Annotated in this window: 20 protein-coding genes and 2 pseudogenes; 12 read left to right on the top strand and 10 right to left on the bottom strand. The window is 60.5% G+C overall.

Annotated features, from left to right (window positions below; all coding sequences use genetic code 11):
• The 6 genes from NQ050_RS10200 to NQ050_RS10175 form a co-directional block, all read right to left on the bottom strand.
• Nucleotides 1-499 (bottom strand): IS110 family transposase (locus NQ050_RS10200; RefSeq protein WP_257039226.1); only part of this gene is annotated, 499 nt, incomplete at its 3' end.
• Between the two features lie 395 nt (nucleotides 500-894).
• Complete coding sequence (locus NQ050_RS10195; RefSeq protein ID WP_257039224.1) at nucleotides 895-2,364, bottom strand: lamin tail domain-containing protein; 1,470 nt, start codon at nucleotides 2,362-2,364, stop codon at nucleotides 895-897.
• 153 nt (nucleotides 2,365-2,517) lie between these two features.
• Nucleotides 2,518-3,000, bottom strand: a complete 483-nt coding sequence (locus tag NQ050_RS10190; RefSeq protein ID WP_257039223.1) for a hypothetical protein — start codon at nucleotides 2,998-3,000, stop codon at nucleotides 2,518-2,520.
• Nucleotides 3,001-3,016: 16 nt separating this feature from the next.
• Nucleotides 3,017-3,682 (bottom strand): SDR family oxidoreductase, encoded by a 666-nt coding sequence (locus NQ050_RS10185; protein ID WP_257039222.1) that lies wholly within the window; start codon nucleotides 3,680-3,682, stop codon nucleotides 3,017-3,019.
• Nucleotides 3,683-3,750: 68 nt separating this feature from the next.
• Complete coding sequence (locus NQ050_RS10180) at nucleotides 3,751-4,680, bottom strand: universal stress protein (RefSeq protein WP_257039220.1); 930 nt, start codon at nucleotides 4,678-4,680, stop codon at nucleotides 3,751-3,753.
• 8 nt (nucleotides 4,681-4,688) lie between these two features.
• Nucleotides 4,689-5,177, bottom strand: a complete 489-nt coding sequence (locus tag NQ050_RS10175) for a MarR family winged helix-turn-helix transcriptional regulator (RefSeq protein ID WP_373456452.1) — start codon at nucleotides 5,175-5,177, stop codon at nucleotides 4,689-4,691.
• A gap of 95 nt (nucleotides 5,178-5,272) precedes the next feature.
• Here NQ050_RS10175 and NQ050_RS10170 point away from each other — a divergent pair, with 95 nt between their 5' ends.
• The 8 genes from NQ050_RS10170 to dnaB all read left to right on the top strand — a co-directional run bounded on the left by NQ050_RS10170 (nucleotide 5,273) and on the right by dnaB (nucleotide 14,092).
• Nucleotides 5,273-5,647 (top strand): DUF5318 domain-containing protein, encoded by a 375-nt coding sequence (locus NQ050_RS10170; RefSeq protein WP_257039219.1) that lies wholly within the window; start codon nucleotides 5,273-5,275, stop codon nucleotides 5,645-5,647.
• 187 nt (nucleotides 5,648-5,834) lie between these two features.
• A complete protein-coding gene (locus tag NQ050_RS10165) occupies nucleotides 5,835-7,958 on the top strand; it encodes a transglycosylase domain-containing protein (RefSeq protein WP_257039227.1) in 2,124 nt (707 codons plus the stop codon).
• A 226-nt stretch (nucleotides 7,959-8,184) separates the two neighbouring features.
• On the top strand, nucleotides 8,185-8,364 hold the full coding sequence (locus tag NQ050_RS10160) for a hypothetical protein (protein ID WP_257039230.1): 180 nt from the start codon (nucleotides 8,185-8,187) through the stop codon (nucleotides 8,362-8,364).
• A 192-nt stretch (nucleotides 8,365-8,556) separates the two neighbouring features.
• Complete coding sequence (gene rpsF / locus NQ050_RS10155; protein ID WP_257039218.1) at nucleotides 8,557-8,844, top strand: 30S ribosomal protein S6; 288 nt, start codon at nucleotides 8,557-8,559, stop codon at nucleotides 8,842-8,844.
• Between the two features lie 73 nt (nucleotides 8,845-8,917).
• Nucleotides 8,918-9,520: a single-stranded DNA-binding protein gene (locus NQ050_RS10150; RefSeq protein WP_257039216.1), complete on the top strand. Its 603-nt coding sequence runs from the start codon at nucleotides 8,918-8,920 to the stop codon at nucleotides 9,518-9,520.
• Between the two features lie 99 nt (nucleotides 9,521-9,619).
• Nucleotides 9,620-10,072 (top strand): 50S ribosomal protein L9, encoded by a 453-nt coding sequence (gene rplI / locus NQ050_RS10145; protein WP_257039215.1) that lies wholly within the window; start codon nucleotides 9,620-9,622, stop codon nucleotides 10,070-10,072.
• 617 nt (nucleotides 10,073-10,689) lie between these two features.
• Nucleotides 10,690-12,582 (top strand): glycoside hydrolase family 15 protein, encoded by a 1,893-nt coding sequence (locus NQ050_RS10140; protein WP_257039214.1) that lies wholly within the window; start codon nucleotides 10,690-10,692, stop codon nucleotides 12,580-12,582.
• 40 nt (nucleotides 12,583-12,622) lie between these two features.
• On the top strand, nucleotides 12,623-14,092 hold the full coding sequence (gene dnaB, locus NQ050_RS10135; RefSeq protein ID WP_257039213.1) for a replicative DNA helicase: 1,470 nt from the start codon (nucleotides 12,623-12,625) through the stop codon (nucleotides 14,090-14,092).
• A gap of 22 nt (nucleotides 14,093-14,114) precedes the next feature.
• Here dnaB and NQ050_RS10130 read toward each other — a convergent pair whose 3' ends face one another.
• Nucleotides 14,115-14,321: a heavy-metal-associated domain-containing protein gene (locus NQ050_RS10130; protein WP_257039212.1), complete on the bottom strand. Its 207-nt coding sequence runs from the start codon at nucleotides 14,319-14,321 to the stop codon at nucleotides 14,115-14,117.
• 120 nt (nucleotides 14,322-14,441) lie between these two features.
• Between NQ050_RS10130 and trxA the strand changes: the two genes are divergently transcribed.
• Both trxA and NQ050_RS10120 read left to right on the top strand, forming a co-directional pair.
• Nucleotides 14,442-14,819, top strand: coding sequence for a thioredoxin (gene trxA / locus NQ050_RS10125; RefSeq protein ID WP_257039211.1), 378 nt, complete (start codon nucleotides 14,442-14,444; stop codon nucleotides 14,817-14,819).
• A gap of 140 nt (nucleotides 14,820-14,959) precedes the next feature.
• Entirely contained in the window at nucleotides 14,960-15,775 is an 816-nt protein-coding gene (locus NQ050_RS10120) for a PspA/IM30 family protein (RefSeq protein ID WP_257039210.1), read from the top strand.
• An 82-nt stretch (nucleotides 15,776-15,857) separates the two neighbouring features.
• Here NQ050_RS10120 and NQ050_RS11285 read toward each other — a convergent pair.
• A pseudogene (locus NQ050_RS11285) lies at nucleotides 15,858-16,349 on the bottom strand (NYN domain-containing protein); the annotation flags it as partial.
• 380 nt (nucleotides 16,350-16,729) lie between these two features.
• Nucleotides 16,730-17,300: pseudogene (locus tag NQ050_RS11280) on the bottom strand (NYN domain-containing protein); the annotation flags it as partial.
• 353 nt (nucleotides 17,301-17,653) lie between these two features.
• On the opposite strand from NQ050_RS11280, the gene NQ050_RS10110 reads away from it, so the two are divergent.
• Entirely contained in the window at nucleotides 17,654-18,028 is a 375-nt protein-coding gene (locus NQ050_RS10110) for a GntR family transcriptional regulator (protein WP_257039208.1), read from the top strand.
• 131 nt (nucleotides 18,029-18,159) lie between these two features.
• Entirely contained in the window at nucleotides 18,160-19,257 is a 1,098-nt protein-coding gene (locus NQ050_RS10105) for a hypothetical protein (RefSeq protein WP_257039207.1), read from the top strand.
• Between the two features lie 27 nt (nucleotides 19,258-19,284).
• Here the strand turns inward: NQ050_RS10105 and NQ050_RS10100 are convergent.
• A partial coding sequence (locus NQ050_RS10100; protein ID WP_257039206.1) for a hypothetical protein occupies nucleotides 19,285-19,614 on the bottom strand: 330 nt, incomplete at its 5' end.

Here is a 19,614-nt window from a genome sequence, read left to right as displayed (position 1 = left end):
CATGTTCGAATGCAGGATGGGTTCCCACGAGCGCAGATCGCATCTGGTTAATCAGACGTGTGTAGGCCCTCGCGAGGTCTTCGTCGATACCGTTGAGGACTTTTAGCTGGATAAAGACTTCCTCAACACGGTCGACGCCGCGCAGGGCATCCGGGAGGTTAAGACCGGCATGGGCAATGACGTAGGCGTCGCGCACATCGGTCTTGGAGTTGCCAACGTGGACGCGAGAGAGCTGCCGCATCGCAAGTCCGGGGAGGTAGCGAACCTCAGCGCCCATTGCCTGGGCGACTGCGACGGTCAGCCGGCCGATGTTGTTGGGTTGATCGACAACGACAAGGACCGAGGCGTTGTCGGCGAGGAATTGGCCGAAGAGCTTGCGTAGCGAGCCTTCATGCTGGTTGATGCGTTTGGACAGGACTTGACTGCCCTGGGGATCGAGGACGCAGGCGTGGTGGAAGTATTTGCCGACGTCCATGCCAATGACGAAGTCATAGGCCATGGGTGTGTGCCTCCTAGCGATGATTTAGAAGTTGGGTTATTGAAGTTTCATCGCTGGGGTTGTCGGACATACTTGCGCTGGCATCCACATTACTGTGAGACCTCATGCCGCCTGGGCCGGGTCAGGTTCCTATTAGCAGTTTGAGTATGTCACTGTCTTCGGCGACATCACCCCCCGGATCATTTTCAGACAGGGACAGGAATAAGCCATACCGAAGCCAGCGACTAGTTCCACTGTCCTTTCGGATGGCGGGAACGGACATAAACATAGCCCGCCCAATCGGGTGGACAGGCTATGTATCTTCGGTGCCCTGGGGTGGAACTGCTAACAACGTAATGGGGTAGTTGTGCTTGCTCGCTGGAGGGCGTTTGCTCTCTTGAGGGTGCTTCGAGCTGCTAGCGGGAACCGAATACAGACCCGAATGCTGGCAGCAGGTTGGCAAAGTAGGCGCCGATAGCCAGGATCAGGGCAAGCAGCCATCCAAAGCCTGCCTTGCGCTGTGGCTGATCGTCTGCCTTGTTGTCCTCTTCAACAACCGAGGTCGGGAACGGGGCGCCCGCCGCGAGGAGGCCGGTGCCTAGGGTGGCGCCGTCGTCGGTGAACAGGTAGTGGCCCTGGAAGGAGGCAAAGCCCTCAGTGGCCAAGTTGTCCGTACCCTCCGGGCGGGCTTGCAGATGACCGGGGATGAAGGTGGTGCCTTCCAGGGTGAGAATTTGGGAGATGCCCTCGCAGGCATCGTCGCAGGCCACCCGCAAGTTGGGGGCGGCGTAATCCATCGAAGCAACCGTGCCCATTGGGGTGGTGTGGCGGTCCACCAGCTCGGCTGGGCCTTCCAGGGGCAGGGTCACAAACAGAACCTCGCCCGTGGATTCAATTCCCACCGCAAACTGGTGAAGTTCGGGGATGAACTCAATTGCCTCCAGGCCACCGTTGGCGCCGATGGCGCCGGTGAACTCAGCCAAGTTCCATTCCTGTGTGGCCCGCAGCTCCCCTGCTGCCTCGGAGGCGCTGGCGCTTGGGACGTCGAAACGCAACACCGAAGGCCTGGAAATGCTCTTGTGAGTGTTGTCGCGCTCCGTGGCAACGTAGATGCCCTCATCGGTCACGGCCACACCCTCTGCGTCCGGCTCACCGGTGCCGTCTGGGTAGCGCAACTGCCAGGAGCCGGCAATGCTGTACGTGCCGTCCGCGTAGTCCAGGGCGTAAAGCTCACCCTTGTCATTGTTCACCACCCATGCGCGGCCGTTGGCATCAAAATCCACGCCGGAGAAATCCTCGCCGCGAAACGCGGTGGCGTCTGCTTCTGTGCCAAACTTCGCCGGGGCGAACTCCAAACCAGCGGGGTTGAACGGCACTGTGACCAGTGGCTCTGCCACCTGTGCGCTGCTGTTACGCAGGCCGCGGGTGGGGGCTGGGGTCACGGTGAAGTCACCGGTCATGTCCGGGATCCGGCCCAGCGAGGTGGCGGCGTGCTGTGTCCAAGCGATAGTGTCCACGATGTTGCCTGCGGCATCACGCAACGTCACGGAATCGTTGCCGCCGAGGCCGAAGCCGCCCTCAACGTCCGTGTAGAAGGCCAGAAAACCGCCGGACTCAATCACCGAACCCTCAGGCAGTGCCAGTGGGGTGTGCTTGGGGTCGTTATCCACAATGGTCCAGCCGGATACGTCGATGGACTCATTGAGGTTGGTGTTGGCCAGCTCAACCCAGTCACCCACTGGATCGCCGTTGGACTCCACCTCGTTGATCACCACGGTAGAGGCGGTGGTTTGTGCGGCGCTGGGGGCTGCGGACACAACGGCGGAAAGGGGAACTGCAATGGCACAAGCAGCAACAACAGTGCTGCGAAGCAATGTGGAGCGCATGGAAATCCTCTTGAGAACTTTCGTGAAAAGTAATTGAAAAGACGGACTTCCGCAGGCTACGAAGCGCAGGTGGCAAACAGGTAAACGTGAAAAGAAAACTCGGGAAAGGGGCTTGGGGCGCTAGGAACTCCCCCTTAATGCCACCCCTCCCCTTTAGTGCCCCACAATGAGCATCTGCCCAACAGTGGTCATCCAAAGCATGGACCAAGGCACCAGAATCCAGAAGGCGCCCATCCAAGGCCGCCACCGGGTGTAGTTGATGTACTTGCGGTACAGCATGATTGCGCAGCCGATCACGCCACCGACGGGAACAACAGAGGTGGCAAGTGGCCACCAGATTTCCGCTGCGCGGGAACAGATCCAGGTGGCGGTTCCGGCCTCGCACAGCTCACCACCTGCAAGGCGCGCCGGGATGGCCAACAGGAACGCCACCACAAAGGTGCCAAGGATCGTGCCGGCAGCCCACCAGATTGCCTGTCGGGTTGAGGCCTGGTTGCGGCGTGCCTCCTCGAGGGGGTCGGGGGCGTCGGCGAGCTCGTCGAAGTCCCGCGGAACCGGGCGGGGGAGGTTGGCGGAGTCGGCGTCTGCACGCAAATCATTTTCGGGGTGTTCGCTGTGCGAGCGGCCAAGCGCCATGTGCCCTCCTTGAACGTTAGGCGTTCGGGCGGATGGAGAGATCCTCAACCACCGCATCTGAAGCCGTAGAAATAATGCCAAGAATGTGGCTCGCCACCGTCTCAGCACGCAGGTACTGGCTTGGATCATACTCCCCACCCTCCTGCTTACGAATCTCCTCCTGCATTGCGGTGGCAATACGTCCTGGGTAGATGCTGCTCACCCGTAGATCCTTCTCCTCCTGGCGCAGCGCATCCGCCCAAGCACGGGCGGCAAACTTGCTGGCTGAGTACGCGCCCCAACCGGCGTGGGTGCGCTGCCCCGCACCGGAGTTCACATAAATCACCATGCCCTGGGCCGCGCGCAGAGCTGGAAGCAGCGCATTGGTGAGCGTTGCGGGGGCAACCACGTTGAGCTCAAAGTGATCGCGCCACGCCTGCGGGTCAATGTCTGCGGTGGCGCCGAGCTCACACATGCCTGCGCAGTGCACTAGCACATCAACATGGCCAAGGTCCGACGGGTATGCGAAGTTCTCCTCCGTGAGGTCTGCCTGCCACCAATTCACCTCACCCAACGGCACCTCAGCAGGTTCCGTGCGGTACTGGGCGTACACGGTGTAGCCCACCGCGGCGAGCAATTGCGTGGTTGCCAAACCAACGCCTCCGCTGGCGCCAGTCACTACTGCAATGCGGGGTTCCTCCATGGGTCCTCCATTCATGGGTCTGTCTGCGTAGATTGAGCCAGGCAAGCCCACGTGCGGGAAAGCCCTTGTCAGCGGCCTTGGCCCCCGTTGGGAATCATCAGCACTGGTACTTGGACGTGCTTGAGAATTTCCGTGGTTTGGGAACCCACGAATACGCGCTCAAAGGCGCCCAGTGGCGCGGAACCTAAACACAAAAGGTCCCCTTTCTTCCACCGGACGGCATCAAGTGCGCCCGCCCACCCCGTGCCGGAGCCGAGGTCTGTTTCCAACCCAAGTTCGGGGAAGGCCTTTGCCACTTCATCGCGTGCACGATCAAGGGCCGCTAGTGCATTTTCCCGCCACTCATGCGTGAAGTCCACTGGGAGCTTCAAACTATCCGAAATCGGGGGTACGCCAAATCCATTTGGCGAAATTGCAAGGATGCGCAAACCCACCTTCCACCGGGTAGCCAACTGGGCGGCACGCAGCAGCGCAGCGGGGTCAGTCTCCTGGCCAATGTAGGCAAAATTCACCCTGGTCACACCGCGTTTTGAGAGCCTTGGGGCGCGCGGCGCGAGGGCGAGGGGGCGTGGTGATCCGTGCAGCATGGCGTCGGCAGTTGTGCCCGCCATAAATTTGCCTTTCGGTGCGGTGGCGGCGGCCCCCATGATGATCATGTCTGCACCAAATTCGGCTGCGGCCTCGCTGAGCATTGCTGCCTCATTGGTGCCGTCGGAAAGCACCGCAACCTTCTTGTCCCGTGCCCCCGAGCCAATGCCTGCTTCCTCGAGCGCGCGAGTTGCGGCTTGCTCGTAGGCGGCCTGCTCCTTTTTGATCCACTTTTTGTATTTATTGCCCAACTTGGCAATGGAGGTGGATGGCCAGGGGCGCAATAAGGTGGTGATGCAGCGAACGCGCACGTCAGCGGTGCGTGCCAGCCACGCTGCACATTCCAGGGCCTCGGGGCCGGGTGCCGTTGGGCTCCACGCAACGAGGAGTCGAAGCGGCTTTTCACTCATGAACAGTGCTACTCCAAGCCCTCGGCGTAGGCATCGCCCAATGCCTGGATCGCTTGGGTGATCCGCGGCAGGTCATCCGCGAACTCCTCTGGCATGGCGTCCAAGAGTTGCGCCAGGTAGTAGATGCGCTCCTCCCCTACCCGCTCCAGCTCCTCGGAGCCCTTCTGAGTCACCCGAACCTGGACGCCACGGCGATCCTTCGGGTCACGCACGCGCTCCACTAAACCCCGCTCCTCCAAGTTGTGCAGCAAATTCGATGCGGTAGGCATGCGGATTCCCTCAGCGGCAGCGAGCTGATTAATGCGGGTGGCACCCTGGCTCTCCATGCGAGAAAGCAAGCTAAGCTGCGGCCCGGTGAGATCAGACTGCTCCGCCAGGCGGAAATACAGCACGTAAAGGCGAGTCATTGCGGGGCGGATTGCCCGCGCCAAGTCCAACGCAGCCTGAGAGGGTTGTTTTTCCTGCTGTTTTTCCTGCTGCTGGGGAGTGATACTCATGCCTACCACTATAAGCAAGAGCAGAGGTGAGTTACTAAAAATTGCCACTCCCGCCCAACCGCGAGACTGTTGGAGTTCCGATTACACTCGCGGTGATGGCAACATTTTCCACCCCAGTCTCCCACATGCTCCAACGTGCCCAGGCGCTACGCGGACTCAAGGCAGGCACCCGCAGGCAAGAGGAGCTTTGCGACGCCTCATTTCTCCTTTCCACAGCCGCGCAGTTCCATGGCACGCAGGCGGGAAGAACTTGCCCTGTGTGCGCCTCGGATGAACTCAAGGAAGTGCTCTGGGTCCACGGGGAGGAACTGGGGCGCGCCTCCAACACTGCGCGCACCCATGAGGAGATTCTGCGCATGGCGGATGCGGGCGCGCACTTTGAGGTGCACACGGTGGAAGTTTGCCCAGCGTGCCGGTGGAATCACATCTTGGTAGCCCGCAGCGTAGGCCCTGATGAAAAGCCTAAATAATGAGGTAAAGTAGATACACACCTACGGCCGCGCCGCGCCTGCCACACCAGCAGCGTTTGCGCAGGCCACTTCATTGTATGCAGCGTGAGGAACAAACACCGTGGCAGACCACTCCGCCGAACACTCCACCAACAGCACCTCTGCATCTTCGGCCAAAGGCACCACCAGAAGCGGTGGGGCGCGCAGGTTGAAGAAGGCAGGAGGTGAGAAAAGCTGGGTCAAGCCCACCATTTGGGGCACCCTTGCCGCAGTGATCGCTGCACCTCTGGTGGCGTTCATGGTGGCCTACATCGTGGTGGACGTGCCCCGCCCTGGGGAACTCGTGTCCAAGCAGGTCTCTCAGATCTTCGCTTCAGACGGCACCACGGAGCTCGCCCGCGTGGTTCCTGCCGAGGGCAACCGTGTGGAAGTGCCGTTGGAAACGGTGCCGGAGGTAACCCGCAATGCGGTGCTTGCCGCGGAGGACCGCGAGTTTTATGAAAACAACGGTTTCTCCTTCACCGGCTTTGCCCGCGCGGCACTTGGCCAGATCACCGGCAACACCTCCGCCGGTGGTGGCTCCACCATCACCCAGCAATATGTGAAGAACATGCTGGTGGGTAATGACTACAGCTACATGCGGAAAGCCAAGGAGCTGGTGTACTCCGTGAAGATGGCCAATGAGTGGGATAAAGACACCGTGCTGGAGTCTTACCTCAACACCATCTACTTTGGCCGTAACGCATATGGCATTGACGCCGCTGCCCGCGCCTACTTTGGCATCGGGGCCAGCGAGCTCAATGCCGCACAATCCGCTGTGTTGGCTGCATCCATCCAGCGCCCCTCCCAGTTGGACCCCTGGACCAACCGCGCCGAGGCTGAGGACCGCTGGAACTATGTGCTCGACGGCATGGTCTCCATCGGTGCCCTAACGGAGGAGGAGCGCGCAGCCCAGGTCTACCCGGATGTCCAAGACCCAACCCTCTACAGTGCGTACACCGAGGCCACCGGGCCTAACGGCCTGATTAAGAACCAGGTGATCGCGGAGCTCGGCAGCCTTGGCATTACAGAAGAAGATTTGCAGACCCTTGGCCTGCGCATCACCACCACCATTGACACCAAGGTGCAAAATGCCACCGTGAATGCCGTAGACGCACAGATGCCGCAGCAGCAGGAAAACGTGCGCGTAGCAGCCGTGACCGTGGACCCCAACACCGGCGCGGTGCGCGGCTACTACGGTGGCGCGGACGCAGCGGGCTATGACTACGCCAATGCCGGCATCCCCACCGGCTCCACCTTCAAGATCTTCGCCGTGGCAGCCGCCCTCCAGCAGGGCATCCCAACCTCCGCGTACTACTCCTCAGAGCCCTTCCAGCTCTCCAACGGCGAGTACGTGGAAAGCGACAATGGCGCCTCCTGTGGCACGTGCAGCATGAAGGAAGCCCTCATGAAGTCCTACAACCCCACCTTCTTGCGCGTGCAGGAAGACCTGGAAAACGGCACCCAGGACACCGCGGATATGGCACATGCACTGGGCATTGCACGCTCCATCCCCGGTGAGGAGCAGACGTTGACGGAAGGCGGCGCGCAGCCATACGAGGGCATTGTGTTGGGCCAGTACAACTCCCGCCCAATCGACATGGCTCACGCGGTGGCAACCCTTGCCAACGACGGCGTGTGGCATGAAACCTACTTTGTGGAGCGCGTGCAAACTGCCTCGGGCGAAACCCTCTACGAGCACCAGCCAAGCGAGGGCGAGCGCCGGGTCTCCGTGAACGTGGCCGCCAACACCATCGACGCCATGATGCCAATCGCCGCCTGGTCCGGTGGCAATACTTTGGCCGGTGGCCGCGTCTCCGCATCGAAGACCGGTACGGTGCAGCTCGGTGAAACCGGCCTGAACCGTGACGCCTGGATGGTTGGAGCTACCCCACAGCTGGCAACTGCAGTGTGGGCGGGCACCAGTGACAACACCGCGTTGCTGAACTCCTGGGGCGGCTCTATGTACGGTGCTGGTCTGCCCGCCACCCTGTGGAAATCCATCCTGGACGCTTCCCTGGAAGGCCAGGAATTCCAAACCTTCACCCCGGCTGAGCCCCTCGGTTACCAGTCCAGCAACTACCAATACACGCCATCCTGGTCGCCGTGGAGCGGCTCAGGGCGCAGCAATAGCGGGGACACTTCCGGCGACACCGCCACGGACCAAAACGCGCCGGCGGAAGTAGTCCCAGAGGTCCCTGCCGCACCGGCGGTTGAGGCACCCTTGGTGCCGGTAGCGCCAGAACCCGAATACATTGAGATCCTGCCGGGGGTCACAGTGCCGATTGGGTAGCGGTACTCTTTCTTCAGGCTTGCTCTCGGCGGGGGTGGGGCTGGAGCGTTGGTCGATAGCTAGAAGTCGATATCACCCAAATTTTCTAAAAAAGGCCCGCCCTATCGACCAACGTCACGAGCTATCTACCTTGGGCTATCGACCAACGCAAAAACCACAACCGGAAATGGCTCGGGAAAAGCTCGAGTGCAGTTCTGGAACCAGTGAGCCGCTAGAATCTTCAGATGTGTCTAGCGTAATGATCGTAGTAATGGCGTCCGTGGCCGTGGGTTTCCTCATGATCGCGGGCGCCTTTGCCAGCTTCAGCTACGGCAAACCGGCCGGGCTCACATGGGGTCTGGGGATCGGTGCGCTCATCACCGTCACGGTCATCCCAACCGTGCTTGCGGTGTTCGTTGCGGCTTAAGGCAAATCGGGGGCGTCGGAACGCAGCCGGAATCACACCGCTGTAATTCTTTTGCGTTGGCGGGGGAATCGACTTTTCGCAGGCGATGGGGTATCTTGGAACGGTTGCTGACGCAACGATCCTCCTGCCATATCCAGCAGGGGTATGGCCGAATACGAAATCATTACAAGACCATAGGAGGTGATGAGGTCCGTGCGTCACTACGAAGTTATGATCATTCTGGATCCTTCCCAGGATGAACGCACCGTTGCCCCGTCCCTGGACAAGTTCCTGGAAATTGTCCGCAAGGAAAACGGCACCGTGGAAAAGGTTGATATTTGGGGCAAGCGCCAGCTCGCATACCCAATCAACAAGAAGGAAGAGGGCATCTACGCTGTAGTGAACCTCAACTGCGAGTCCGCAACCGTTCTCGAGCTCGACCGCGTGTTGAACCTGAACGACGGCGTTCTGCGTACCAAGGTTCTGCGCGACGACAAGTAATACCGCACAAGGTATTGCCGATTCCCCGGATTGAATCACCGCGAAACTTCGCACCAGCCCAGAAAGGCACACCATGGCACAAGGAGATGTGAACATCACTGTGGTAGGCAACGTTGTTGCTGACCCAGAACTCCGCTTCACCCCAAGTGGTGCAGCAGTTGCCAACTTCCGCATTGCCTCAACCCCAAGGCGTTTTGACTCTCAGACGAACCAGTGGGTTGACGGCGAAGCAATGTTCCTGCAATGCAACATTTGGCGTCAGGCAGCCGAGAACGTCGCGGAATCCCTCACTAAGGGCATGCGCGTCATCGTGACCGGTCGCTTGCGCCAGCGTAGCTATGAAACCCGTGAAGGTGAAAAGCGCAGCGTTATGGAGATTGAGGTCGAAGAGGTCGGCCCATCCCTGCGCTACGCATCCGCAACGGTGAACCGCAACGCCCGTGAGGGCGGCTTCGGCGGCGGTCAGCAGCAGGGCGGCTTTGGCGGCGGCGCCCAGGGTGGGCCCCAGGGTGGCTTTGGTGGTTCGCAGGGTGGCTTCGGTGGCAGCGCCCCTAATTCCAATTCCGGTTCCGGTTTTGGTGGCGGCGCAGGCCAGCAGGCACCTGCAAATGATCCGTGGAACAGCGCTCCCCCAGCAGGCGGGTTCAGTGGCGCTGATGAGGAACCTCCGTTCTGATCACACCCACAACCGCAACTGCAGTAGAAGCAATCACTTTTCATTCTTTGCCGGGGCATGAACTCCGTCCCCGGTACCACACCACGAAAGGCAGGGATCATGAAGCTGATCCTCACCGCCGACGTTGACAACCTCGGTGTCGCAGGCGACATCGTTGAGGTCAAGGACGGCTACGGACGTAACCTCCTGCTTCCTCGCGGCCTGGCCATCGTCGCCACCCGCGGCGCAGAGAAGCAGATCGAGGGCATCAAGCGTGCACAGGAAGCTCGCGCAATCCGCGACCTGGACCACGCGAAGGAAGTTAAGGCACAGCTCGAGGCACTGGAAGGTGTTTCCATCGCCGTGCGCACCTCTGAGAAGGGCAAGATCTTCGGCTCCGTTTCCGCCGATGACCTTGCAGCAGCAGTCAAGAACGCTGGCGGCCCATCTCTGGACAAGCGCAACATTGAGCTGAAGAAGAACCTGGTAAAGGCTCTTGGTTCTTACTCTGCAAACGTGAAGCTGCACGATACCGTTGCAGCAACCGTAAACTTTGAGGTCGTTTCCGCCTAAGCGGCACACAGAAACGACGGCCCACCGGTAAATGGCGGGCCCAACGACAACAGCAACCAAGCGGCCCCGCTGCCTCCTCGTGGAGGTGCGGGGCCGCTTGGCTTTGGTGGGTACCGGTCTTTTGTGGGGGACGGCGGCGTCGGAAGTTGCTCCGCAAGGGGTGATCCGCGCCCCTGCGATGGCCCCTCCTGGATCCGCTGTGGCCGGAATGTCCGTTTGAAAATCACCCCTCCTGGCGCTTGGGGTGCCCTGTGGAAAACAAACGTGCAGGTAGTGGAATTTCCCTGCTTGAACAACGATTTTCGCGCTGTCAAATGCCCAGTTCAGGCCCTGTTCACGATCAAATTGCACAGTTGAAAACAGGCGCTGAACTGCACTTTCCTTGAGGCGCCCCGCACTTTATCCACAGCCCCTGTGAGTTTTCACCAGCGATCCTCACACATTTTCCACAACCCCTGTGGAAAACTCGCAAAATCTCAATGTGAGATTAAGGGGTACCGCGCCGATCCCCCCACCCCCGAGGCGCTCACCAAGCCGCGCCGAACGCTGACCGCCGCCCCTCAGCAAATTAGCCAGAGAATCCGTGCGTGTCTGGGGGTGCATGTAAAAAGGAACCTATGGAAAACCAAATGCAACAGAACCAGGCTCAAGTTCAGGCGGCGCGGCATCGCTCGGTGCCGTTGGAGGAATACGCGCTGCTTTCGGATCTGCAAACGGGTCCGCTGGTGAGCAGAGACGGCAGCGTGGACTGGCTGTGCCTGCCGCGTTTTGATTCCCCGGCCATCTTCACTTCCATCCTGGGCACGCCGGACGACGGCCGCTGGAAGCTGTTTATCCGTGGTGCTGCCGTGGTGGAGCGTCGTTACCGGCCAAAGACCTTCATCCTGGAGACCATCTGGGAGAGCCCCTCGGGCAGGGCCAAGGTCACGGATTTTCTGCCGCCGTCCACGGTGCAGGCTGACCTTGTGCGCCGTGTGGAGTGCCTGGAGGGCGAGGTGGTGGTGTCGCATGACATGCGCGTGCGATTCAACTACGCGCGGGCTCTGCCCTGGTTCCGCCAAACCACCCTTCCGCACACCGGCGAACCAGCCTTGCTGTGTACTGCGGGCCCCGACGGCCTCCTGCTCAGCGGCCCCATGTTGTATGACACCCAGGAGCCCGAGCAGGAAATTCCCGAGCAGGCGCCAAATGCCGTGGTGCCGCGCTTGGTGGGTGACTTTGTGCTGCGCAAGGGTGAGCGCTTGGATTGGCAGCTCACTTGGTTCCCCTCTTGGCAGCCCACTCCCCAACCGGCGGACGCCAACGCCGCAGAGGCAGAGACTGAGGCCTTCTGGTGCGACTGGCTGGCAAACCTTGAGGTGGCTAGCCCATGGGCGCAGCAGGTTACGCGCTCCCTGCTGGTGCTGCGGGCGCTCACGCACTCGGACACCGGCGGCATCGTGGCCGCACCTACCGCGAGTCTGCCGGAGGACTTCGGCGGCGTGCGCAACTGGGACTACCGCTACACCTGGTTGCGCGACGCAGCACTCACCGTGGAAGTGATGGCCGGGCATGGCTTTGCCGACGGCGCCCTCGCCTGGCGGGACTGGCTCCTGCGCGCCGTTGCGGGGGATCCGGAAAACCTGCAGATTATGTACGGTCTTGGCGGTGAACGTGAGCTCCCCGAGCAAGAGCTTGGCCACCTCATGGGCTATGAGGGTTCGCGGCCCGTGCGCATTGGCAACGGCGCGGCGAGCCAATACCAGGCAGACGTGGTGGGTGAGGTGATGCTTGCGCTGGCTAAGTTGCGCGACGCTGGCCTGGCCGAGGACGAGTTCTCCTGGGGCCTGCAGCGCACCCTGCTGGACTACACCGTTGCCAACATCCACCGCAAAGACCATGGCATTTGGGAAATGCGCGGCGATCTCCACTACTTCACCCACGGGCGCGTGATGATGTGGGCCGCGTTCAACGAGGGCATCCGCGCCGTGGAACAGCACGGCCTGGAGGGTGATGTGGAGTCCTGGCGCTACCACCGTGACATGCTCCGCGAGGAAATCCTGCACAAGGGCTTCAACGAGCAGCTCGGCAGCTTCACCCAGGCATATGGCTCCACAGAGGTGGACGCTTCCCTGCTGCAACTGCCGCACACGGGGTTCATCGAGGCCACCGACCCCAAGATGCTGGGCACAGTGGCGCAGATCGAGCGCGACCTCATGGACGACCACGGCCTGGTGTACAGATACCGCACCGAGCACGGCGTGGACGGCCTCGCCGGCGACGAATACCCCTTCCTCATCTGCACCTTCTGGCTCATCGAGCAGTACGCCGCCTCCGGCCGCCTGGAAGAGGCGAAGCAGCGCATGGAGCAACTGGTGGGCTACGCCAACGAGCTGGGCCTGCTCAGCGAGGAATACGACCCCGCCTCCCAGCGCCTTGCCGGCAACTTCCCCCAAGCATTTAGCCACCTCGCGCTGATCCGTGCGGCGGACGCCATCGAGCTTGCGCAGGCCCAAAGCGAGGCCTCCTAAAAGGCTATACTGACTGGGCAAACCTCCAAGGAAGGACTCAATGAGCACGCCGAGCTTTGATGACGCCTACGTCCCGCCTACCGACGCGGACGCGCCGGCACCCGATTACGGGGATCTTCCCGCGTCGCCGTCTGGTGGAGGTGGGGGGTCCAGGCGTGGGCGCGCCAAGCAGGAGTTCCCCACCAGCGAGTTCCGCCAACCGCCGCATGACACCAAAGCGGAACAAGGCGTGCTCGGTGCGATGCTACTCAGCTCCAACACCGTGGTGGAGATCGTGGAGCTGCTCAGCCCGGAGGACTTTTACCGCCCTGCCCACCAGCTCATCTACAACGCCATCCTGGGGTTGTTCTCTGACGGCAAAGAGATTGACTCGGTGATTGTTGCCGGCCGCTTGGACCGCAACAATGAACTCGAACGAGCAGGCGGTGCGCCCTACCTCCACGACCTCATCTCGGGCGTGCCCACCGCGGCGAACGCCCGCTACTACGCGGAGATCGTGGCGGAGAAGGCCTTGCTGCGCCAGTTGGTGAACGCCGGCACCCGCGTGGTGCAACTGGGGTACGAAGGTTCGGAGGGCGCCGAGGTGGAGTCGGTGATCGACCGCGCCCAGCAGGAAGTGTTCAACATTGCCAAAAAGAACACCAGCGAGGACTACGCGGTGCTTGCCGACGCCCTGCAGCCAACCATGGAGGAGCTGGACCAGATTGCGCAGGCCGGTGGCCTCGCGCAGGGCGTGCCCACGGGTTTTGCTGACTTGGATGACCTCACCAATGGCCTGCACGGCGGGCAGATGATCATTGTTGCCGCGCGCCCCGGCGTGGGTAAATCAACCTTGGCGCTGGACTTTGTGCGCTCCTGCTCCATCAAGCACGGCAAAGCCTCCGTGATCTTCTCCTTGGAAATGAGCAAGTCGGAAATCATCATGCGCCTGCTCTCCGCGGAGGCGGAGGTGCTGCTTTCAGAGATGCGCTCCGGCAAGCTCAACGATCAAGGCTGGCAGAAGCTGGTTTCCAGGGTGGTGGAAATTGAAAACTCCCCCATCTTCATTGACGACTCCGCCAATCTCACCATGATGGAAATCCGCTCCAAGGCGCGCAAGCTCAAGCAAAAACATGACTTGCAAATGATCGTGGTGGACTACCTCCAGCTCATGAGCTCCGGGCGCCAAGTGGAATCCCGCCAACAGGAAGTCTCCGAGTTCTCCCGCCAACTCAAACTGTTGGCCAAAGAACTCAACGTGCCACTGATCGCTATCTCCCAGCTCAACCGTGGCCCCGAATCCCGCACGGACAAGCGCCCCCAGCTTGCCGACCTCCGCGAATCCGGCTCCCTGGAGCAGGATGCGGACATGGTAATGCTGCTCTACCGCCCGGACTCCCAAGACAAGGACTCAGAGCGTTTGGGTGAAGCAGACATCATCTTGGCCAAGCACCGCGGCGGTCCCATTGACACCATCCGCGTTGCTCACCAACTGCACTTCTCGCGCTTCAAAGACATGCCGCGCGGATAGCGCTAAGCCGCGAAGAGGGTGCCTATTCGGGCGCCAGCACGCTGTAACCGGCTTCTTCTACAGCTGCGGTGATGTCGGCGTCGGAAAAATCTTCCCCGGTGACCGTGACCCGGCCGGATGCGAGGTCTACTTCAACGCCTTGCGTGCCGGGGATTTGGGAGATTTCTTCGGTGACGGATTGGGCGCAGTGTTCGCAGGTCATGCCGGAAACCTGGTAGTTCTTAGTCATGGTGAAGTTCTCCTAAGCTCGCGGGCGCGATTGTGGTTTTGGGAATATGCTGGGGTGAATGCCTGTTGGCACCCATTAGACAGCTATTACACCTAGCAACCGTTTTAGAGGAGATATTTCATGGCAACCATTGATGTGACTGAAGACACCTTCGAGCAGACCGTGACGCAAGACGGCATCGTCTTGGTAGACGCTTGGGCATCCTGGTGCGGGCCTTGCCGCGCATTCGCCCCGACCTTTGAGAAGGCGTCGGACAACCACCAGGACGCCGTGTTTGCAAAGCTGGACACCGAGGCCAATGAGGGCCTTTCCGCCGCACTGCAGATTCAATCCATCCCCACCCTGATGGTGTTCCGTGACGGCATCATGGTGTACCGCGAGGCGGGCGCCCTCCCTCCGGCTGCCCTTGAAGATCTGATTACCCAGGTCAAGGGCTTGGACATGGACGACGTCCGCCGCCAGGTAGCCGAGGCTAACGGCGGTAGCGCCGAGGCTTAAGTCTCACAAGCTGCTTGTGCTTGGCGCGGTTAGCTACCGCCCAAGGTGCCCCCAGTGAGAGAAACCGTGTGCATTTATTCAGTTTGCGCACGGTTTTTCCGTATGCTGGGGGCAAACCGTGCAAAAGCTAAAGGATTACTATGGCTAACCCATTTTCCAAGGGCTGGAAGTACCTGACTGCCTCCCTGGACCAGAAGATCGACGAAAACGCCGACCCAATGGTGCAAATCCACCAAGCTACTGAGGCGGCCAAGCAGCAGCACGAGGCGATTGCTCGCCAAGCCGCGCAGGTAATTGGCAACCGCAATCAGCTTGAGATGAAGCTCAACCGCCTGCTCGCCGAACAGGAGAAATTGGCGGGGAATGCGCGCAGTGCGCTGCAGGCCGCTGACTCCGCCGATTCTCCAGAGAAGGCGCAGCAGTTCAACGGCGCCGCGGAGCTCTACGCCACCCAGTTGGTGAGCGTGGAAACCCAAATCGAGGAAACTAAGGCTCTGCACGCCCAGGCCGTTACCGCTTCTGAACAGGCAACGTCCCAGGTGAAGCAGTCTGAGGCGAAGCTCGCTGAGCAGCTTGCGCAAATCGACGAGCTGCGCACTCAGGTGCAACAAACCGAGATGCAGGAAGCCACCACCCAGGCGGTGGAGCAGATGGCTGGCGTGCAGACTGACCCGAGCGTTCCCACCCTGGACGCTGTGCGCGAGAAGATCGAGCGCCGCTACGCCAACGCGTTTGGCCAGCAGGAACTGATGCAGCACACCATGGGAGAGCGCATCCATGAGATCGAGGCCGTGAGCACCGATACCCGCGCCGCCGCGAAGCTCGACGAAATCCGCGCCCAGCTCGCCGCAGGTGGCGGTTCCGCGCAAAAGGCGCTGGAAGACGCCGCCGGAGATACCGGGGACGCCGGGGATGCCGAAGCCGACTCCACCTCCAACGAGCAGTCCAAGAACTAGCCCTGAACTAACCGGCTAACCGGCTGCGCGAAAAAGAACCCCCAAGACCTCTTAGCTGCAGGTTTTGGGGGCTTTGTGATGCCTAGCCGCGTTGGTTGTTCACGAGGACGCCGCGGATGCCGGAGTGGAATCCGTCGCGCAGCGCCACGCGCTGGCTTTCCGTGAGCGTGTACTCGTGCAGCGTCTCGCAGGCGAATTGCAGCAATGGCCTGTCGATCTCTGGCGGTAGGCCGCCGCCGGAGAGCAGATGTGCGGAGTCGCGTTGTTCGGGGGTGGCGGCGTTCTCGTACCACCAAATCGCGTACTGTTGGCCCACGTCAAACGGTGATTGGTAGCCGGCGGAGGACCACACTTCATTTGGCAGCGGCACATAGCGCGAACGCAGCTTGCGCCGGGGCGCCATCATGGAAGGGTTGGGGGTTGCCTTTGCGACGCTGCCCGGCGTCGGCATGTTCCCCGGTGAAGTGGCAGCGCTCGCGCCCGCAGGTGTAGATTGCTTCGCTTCATCAGATTGACCGGTGGTTTTGGTGACCGTGACCTCTACCGATTCTTCAACCCTGGAGGTCACCCGCACGGTTTGCGTCTCGGATTGAGGCGCCGCCTCTTCTTGCCCAGGTTCTGGTTCAGGTGCTGGTGTAGAAGCTGGAGCCGGAACAGGCCGCCCGGAATGTCCGGATATTCCGGACGTTCCGGAGTCTCCCGACATTCCAGGTTTTGCGACGGAGGGATTGACTGAGGGACTGGTAGTTGGGGTTTCCGCGTTGTGCGCCTCCACCAATTCCGCTTCAATGGTTTCCCCTTGATCCGCAGCCCCCAAGGGGGTCTCCGGGAGATCTGCGGTGCTGGGGGCGTCGTGAAACTCCCCTTCCCTGGCTCCATCTCCGGCCGCTGCATCCTCAGAAGTTGCATCTGGGCTTGAGTTTGGGCTTGGGTCTTCGTCGTGCTCCTCGCGCTGGTGGACTACCGGCGGTAGCGGGCCTTCCAGGATTTCGAGCTGCATGCAGTCGGCAAAGTCCTCGCGAGGGTCCAGGATGGTGGTGGAATCGCACGCGTGGCGCAGGGCTGAAGACATGGAATCCCAGCCAAAGCCGTAGAGGTGCACCCGCACGCCGTGATTCACGGCTTCCTGGACACCCGGAATCATGTCGGCATCGCCGCTGACCAGTACGATGTCCGTGGTATCGCGCCGCACACCGGCAAGCACAAGATCTGCTACCAGGCGGGTATCTACTGCCTTTTGGGTGCGGCGCTCCCCCCACTCAATAAGTTGGCCAGCGCGAAGCTGCACACCATCGCAGGTGCGCAGGGCACGCTGATAGCGGTGCGGGCCAGATTCTGGAATGCCGTCATACCAAAACTGGCGATGAACCGGCTGGTGAAGATGTTGTTGAACCATCTGCCCGAGGGTGGACACCACCTCTGGCAGGTCAATTTCTAACTGTGCTCGTGCTCCTATTTCCCAAGAATTGTAAAAACTTGCCAACAAGTAGGAGGTGTCCACAAAGATTTGTGTGCGCTCAAGCATGGCTCCTGAAGTTTCCGTTCGTTAATCATTGCTAATTTGCTCAATTTCTCAGTAACTGACCGAAGTCACTGCTTATCACTTTGCCCCATTTTGGCCTGAGAGTCGATATTTTTTCGGTATTCCCTAGTCAATGCCCCTCCTTGGGTCTCAATTTTTGGAAACCCTTGGCGGTTGGGGCTGCCTCTGCTAGTGTAGTTGATTAGTTGAGTAACGAACACCCTTACCCCCAAAAGTCCACAAAGCTCCTCACGGGCCTGGCCTGTTTGATGCTGGAAGGCCCATCCATGCTGGGGAGCTGGAGTGCTGTGAGGCTTTGGGTGTGAAGTTTTGTGTGATGTCTTTGAGGAGGCTGTATGGATGAGACCGCTGCCCCACTGTTTCGGCAGGTGGCCTCGTTGGTGGAGGATTCCATTATTGACGGCGTGCTCGGCCCTGGCGCTCGCGCCCCATCCACCAATGAGCTCGCAGACTTCCACTCGATCAACCCAGCCACCGCCCGCAAAGGGCTCAGTCTTCTGGTGGACGCCGGCATCCTGGAAAAGCGCCGTGGCCTGGGCATGTTCGTCACGGAAGAAGCGACGGAGCTCATCGCCAGCCGACGTCAGTCCGGGTTTGCTGCCAGCTACCTGGCGCCGCTCGTCGATGAAGCGATGCGCCTGCAAATCCCCCGCGATGAGCTCCACCTGCTCCTCGACAAAGTCTGTGAAAGCCGGGGGCTATATATGTAGGCCCACTATGAGCCCGCCTCGTGCGGGTACGCAACCCGCCAAGATCTGCGCGCGCCTTGGCCCCAAAGGTTCGAGGCCGCAGCTACACTGAAATGCATTACCGCAGGCAGACCACATCTTTGGAGCTCACAATGACCGCCCTTCAACGATTCGCACAACTCGCGCTTCGCCCCCACTGGTTCCTTGCTCTGCTCTTTGTGGGCCTCTACGCGGCCGTACTCAAATATGATGCGCCCCAAGCCGCGCTCCTGCTCCTCCTAGCGGCCGCTCCCCTGCTGCTCATCCGCACAAACCCCGGAACGTACGCGCGCCACAACTACGGGCCCGAATTCGCCCGCACCGACGAACAGCTTCTTCTGTTCACCTATCTGATGATCTTCCTCGGCGCCGCTGCGATTTACCTCCCCAAAGGCGATGCCCTCACAACCGCCGCTCTCATGGTCCTCGCTGTCGCTGTAGTGGCGTGGCGTATCTGGCGGCTCAACCAACGCCCGCCCGCGGCTATGCCAAGCACTTCTGCTCGTTCCCGCACCGCCCAAAGACAACACCGAATCCGAAGCCAAGCCCCGCGCGGCGGCAAGTTGAGCGCATACGACATCGTCACACGCCCGCTCCTCCAAGGCTGGATCATGCAAGTGATCTCGCTTAGCATCCTCATGGCGCTCATCAACGTCAGCATCCTCCTCGGATACCGGCCCTCCAACAGCCCGCAAGCAACGGTCCTGGTGATCCTATTGGTCACCGCTGCAATCGGGGCCGCTGTCCAACCGCCAGTGCAAAACGACGTGCGCAGCGCCAAACTTCCCCCCGTCTTCTGGCTGCGCCAGGCCGTAGCAATGGCAGTGGCTGCAATCCCAATCGTGGCACTGATAGTCACAATCGGCGTGTGGCCAATGGCAGGCACCTTCTTCTCCCTCTACGGTTTCGCCCTCGCGGTGGCGGCGTTAAGTGTGCCGTGGCAATTGGTGCTCCAGGTGGCGCACAACATGGTGCAGGTAGCAGTGATCATCCTGCTTCCCGCGGGAGTGCTTGCGCTTACTCAAATGACAGACAACAAACTCCACATCGGTATCGGTGCAGTTGTTATGGCACTACTGCTATTTGCATTGTTCCGTTACTGGGGCCAAGCCATCAGCCAAGCGGTGGGCCTCAACGAGCTCCTCGGCATGAATGCGAATGCCGGAAGCGGCAGAGCAGGTGGAGAAGGTGTTGTGGGTTCAGAGCGCTGATTGTTGCAACCAATTGCTAAAAGCCACCTAAAGTTCATCAATTTTAGGCCTGTGGCCTGGGAGTTTGTGTTGTTGGTTGGTTGTGTGTAACTTTATGTGAGTCGCCGCGACCGACAGCGCCCCTTCACCCTTGTGTTTGGTGAAGTGTTGGCGGGAGGAAAACATGCGGTTGGCGAAACCTTTTTCACTGCTTTTGGCGGCTTTCCCCTTTTTTGTTGTGGGTTGGTTGCTGGGGTGTGTGGTGGTTGTTTGAGAACTCAATAGTGTGCCAATGTACTTAAAATATTTTTGTTTTTGTACTATATTTTTTTGGTTTTGTGTTGTGGTGTTGACCGGGCAAGTGTGGCTTGCTTGTGA

Source organism: Corynebacterium sp. 122RC1 (assembly GCF_024580955.1).
Classification (GTDB): Bacteria; Actinomycetota; Actinomycetes; order Mycobacteriales; family Mycobacteriaceae; genus Corynebacterium; species Corynebacterium kozikiae.
Note: the sequence above shows the minus strand (reverse complement) of the source record. Positions and strands in the feature narration are given on the sequence as shown.

Bases quoted from the DNA above. Each gene is read 5' to 3' on its own strand.
- NQ050_RS10170 (WP_257039219.1), top strand. From the start codon at position 5,273: ATGGCAACATTTTCCACCCCAGTCTCCCACATGCTCCAACGTGCCCAG.
- NQ050_RS10105 (WP_257039207.1), top strand. From the start codon at position 18,160: ATGACCGCCCTTCAACGATTCGCACAACTCGCGCTTCGCCCCCACTGG.
- NQ050_RS10185 (WP_257039222.1), bottom strand. From the start codon at position 3,682: ATGGAGGAACCCCGCATTGCAGTAGTGACTGGCGCCAGCGGAGGCGTT.
- NQ050_RS10110 (WP_257039208.1), top strand. From the start codon at position 17,654: ATGGATGAGACCGCTGCCCCACTGTTTCGGCAGGTGGCCTCGTTGGTG.
- NQ050_RS10140 (WP_257039214.1), top strand. From the start codon at position 10,690: ATGGAAAACCAAATGCAACAGAACCAGGCTCAAGTTCAGGCGGCGCGG.
- NQ050_RS10195 (WP_257039224.1), bottom strand. From the start codon at position 2,364: ATGCGCTCCACATTGCTTCGCAGCACTGTTGTTGCTGCTTGTGCCATT.
- NQ050_RS10120 (WP_257039210.1), top strand. From the start codon at position 14,960: ATGGCTAACCCATTTTCCAAGGGCTGGAAGTACCTGACTGCCTCCCTG.
- NQ050_RS10190 (WP_257039223.1), bottom strand. From the start codon at position 3,000: ATGGCGCTTGGCCGCTCGCACAGCGAACACCCCGAAAATGATTTGCGT.
- NQ050_RS10150 (WP_257039216.1), top strand. From the start codon at position 8,918: ATGGCACAAGGAGATGTGAACATCACTGTGGTAGGCAACGTTGTTGCT.
- trxA (WP_257039211.1), top strand. From the start codon at position 14,442: ATGGCAACCATTGATGTGACTGAAGACACCTTCGAGCAGACCGTGACG.
- rplI (WP_257039215.1), top strand. From the start codon at position 9,620: ATGAAGCTGATCCTCACCGCCGACGTTGACAACCTCGGTGTCGCAGGC.
- dnaB (WP_257039213.1), top strand. From the start codon at position 12,623: ATGAGCACGCCGAGCTTTGATGACGCCTACGTCCCGCCTACCGACGCG.
- NQ050_RS10180 (WP_257039220.1), bottom strand. From the start codon at position 4,680: ATGAGTGAAAAGCCGCTTCGACTCCTCGTTGCGTGGAGCCCAACGGCA.
- NQ050_RS10175 (WP_373456452.1), bottom strand. From the start codon at position 5,177: ATGAGTATCACTCCCCAGCAGCAGGAAAAACAGCAGGAAAAACAACCC.
- NQ050_RS10130 (WP_257039212.1), bottom strand. From the start codon at position 14,321: ATGACTAAGAACTACCAGGTTTCCGGCATGACCTGCGAACACTGCGCC.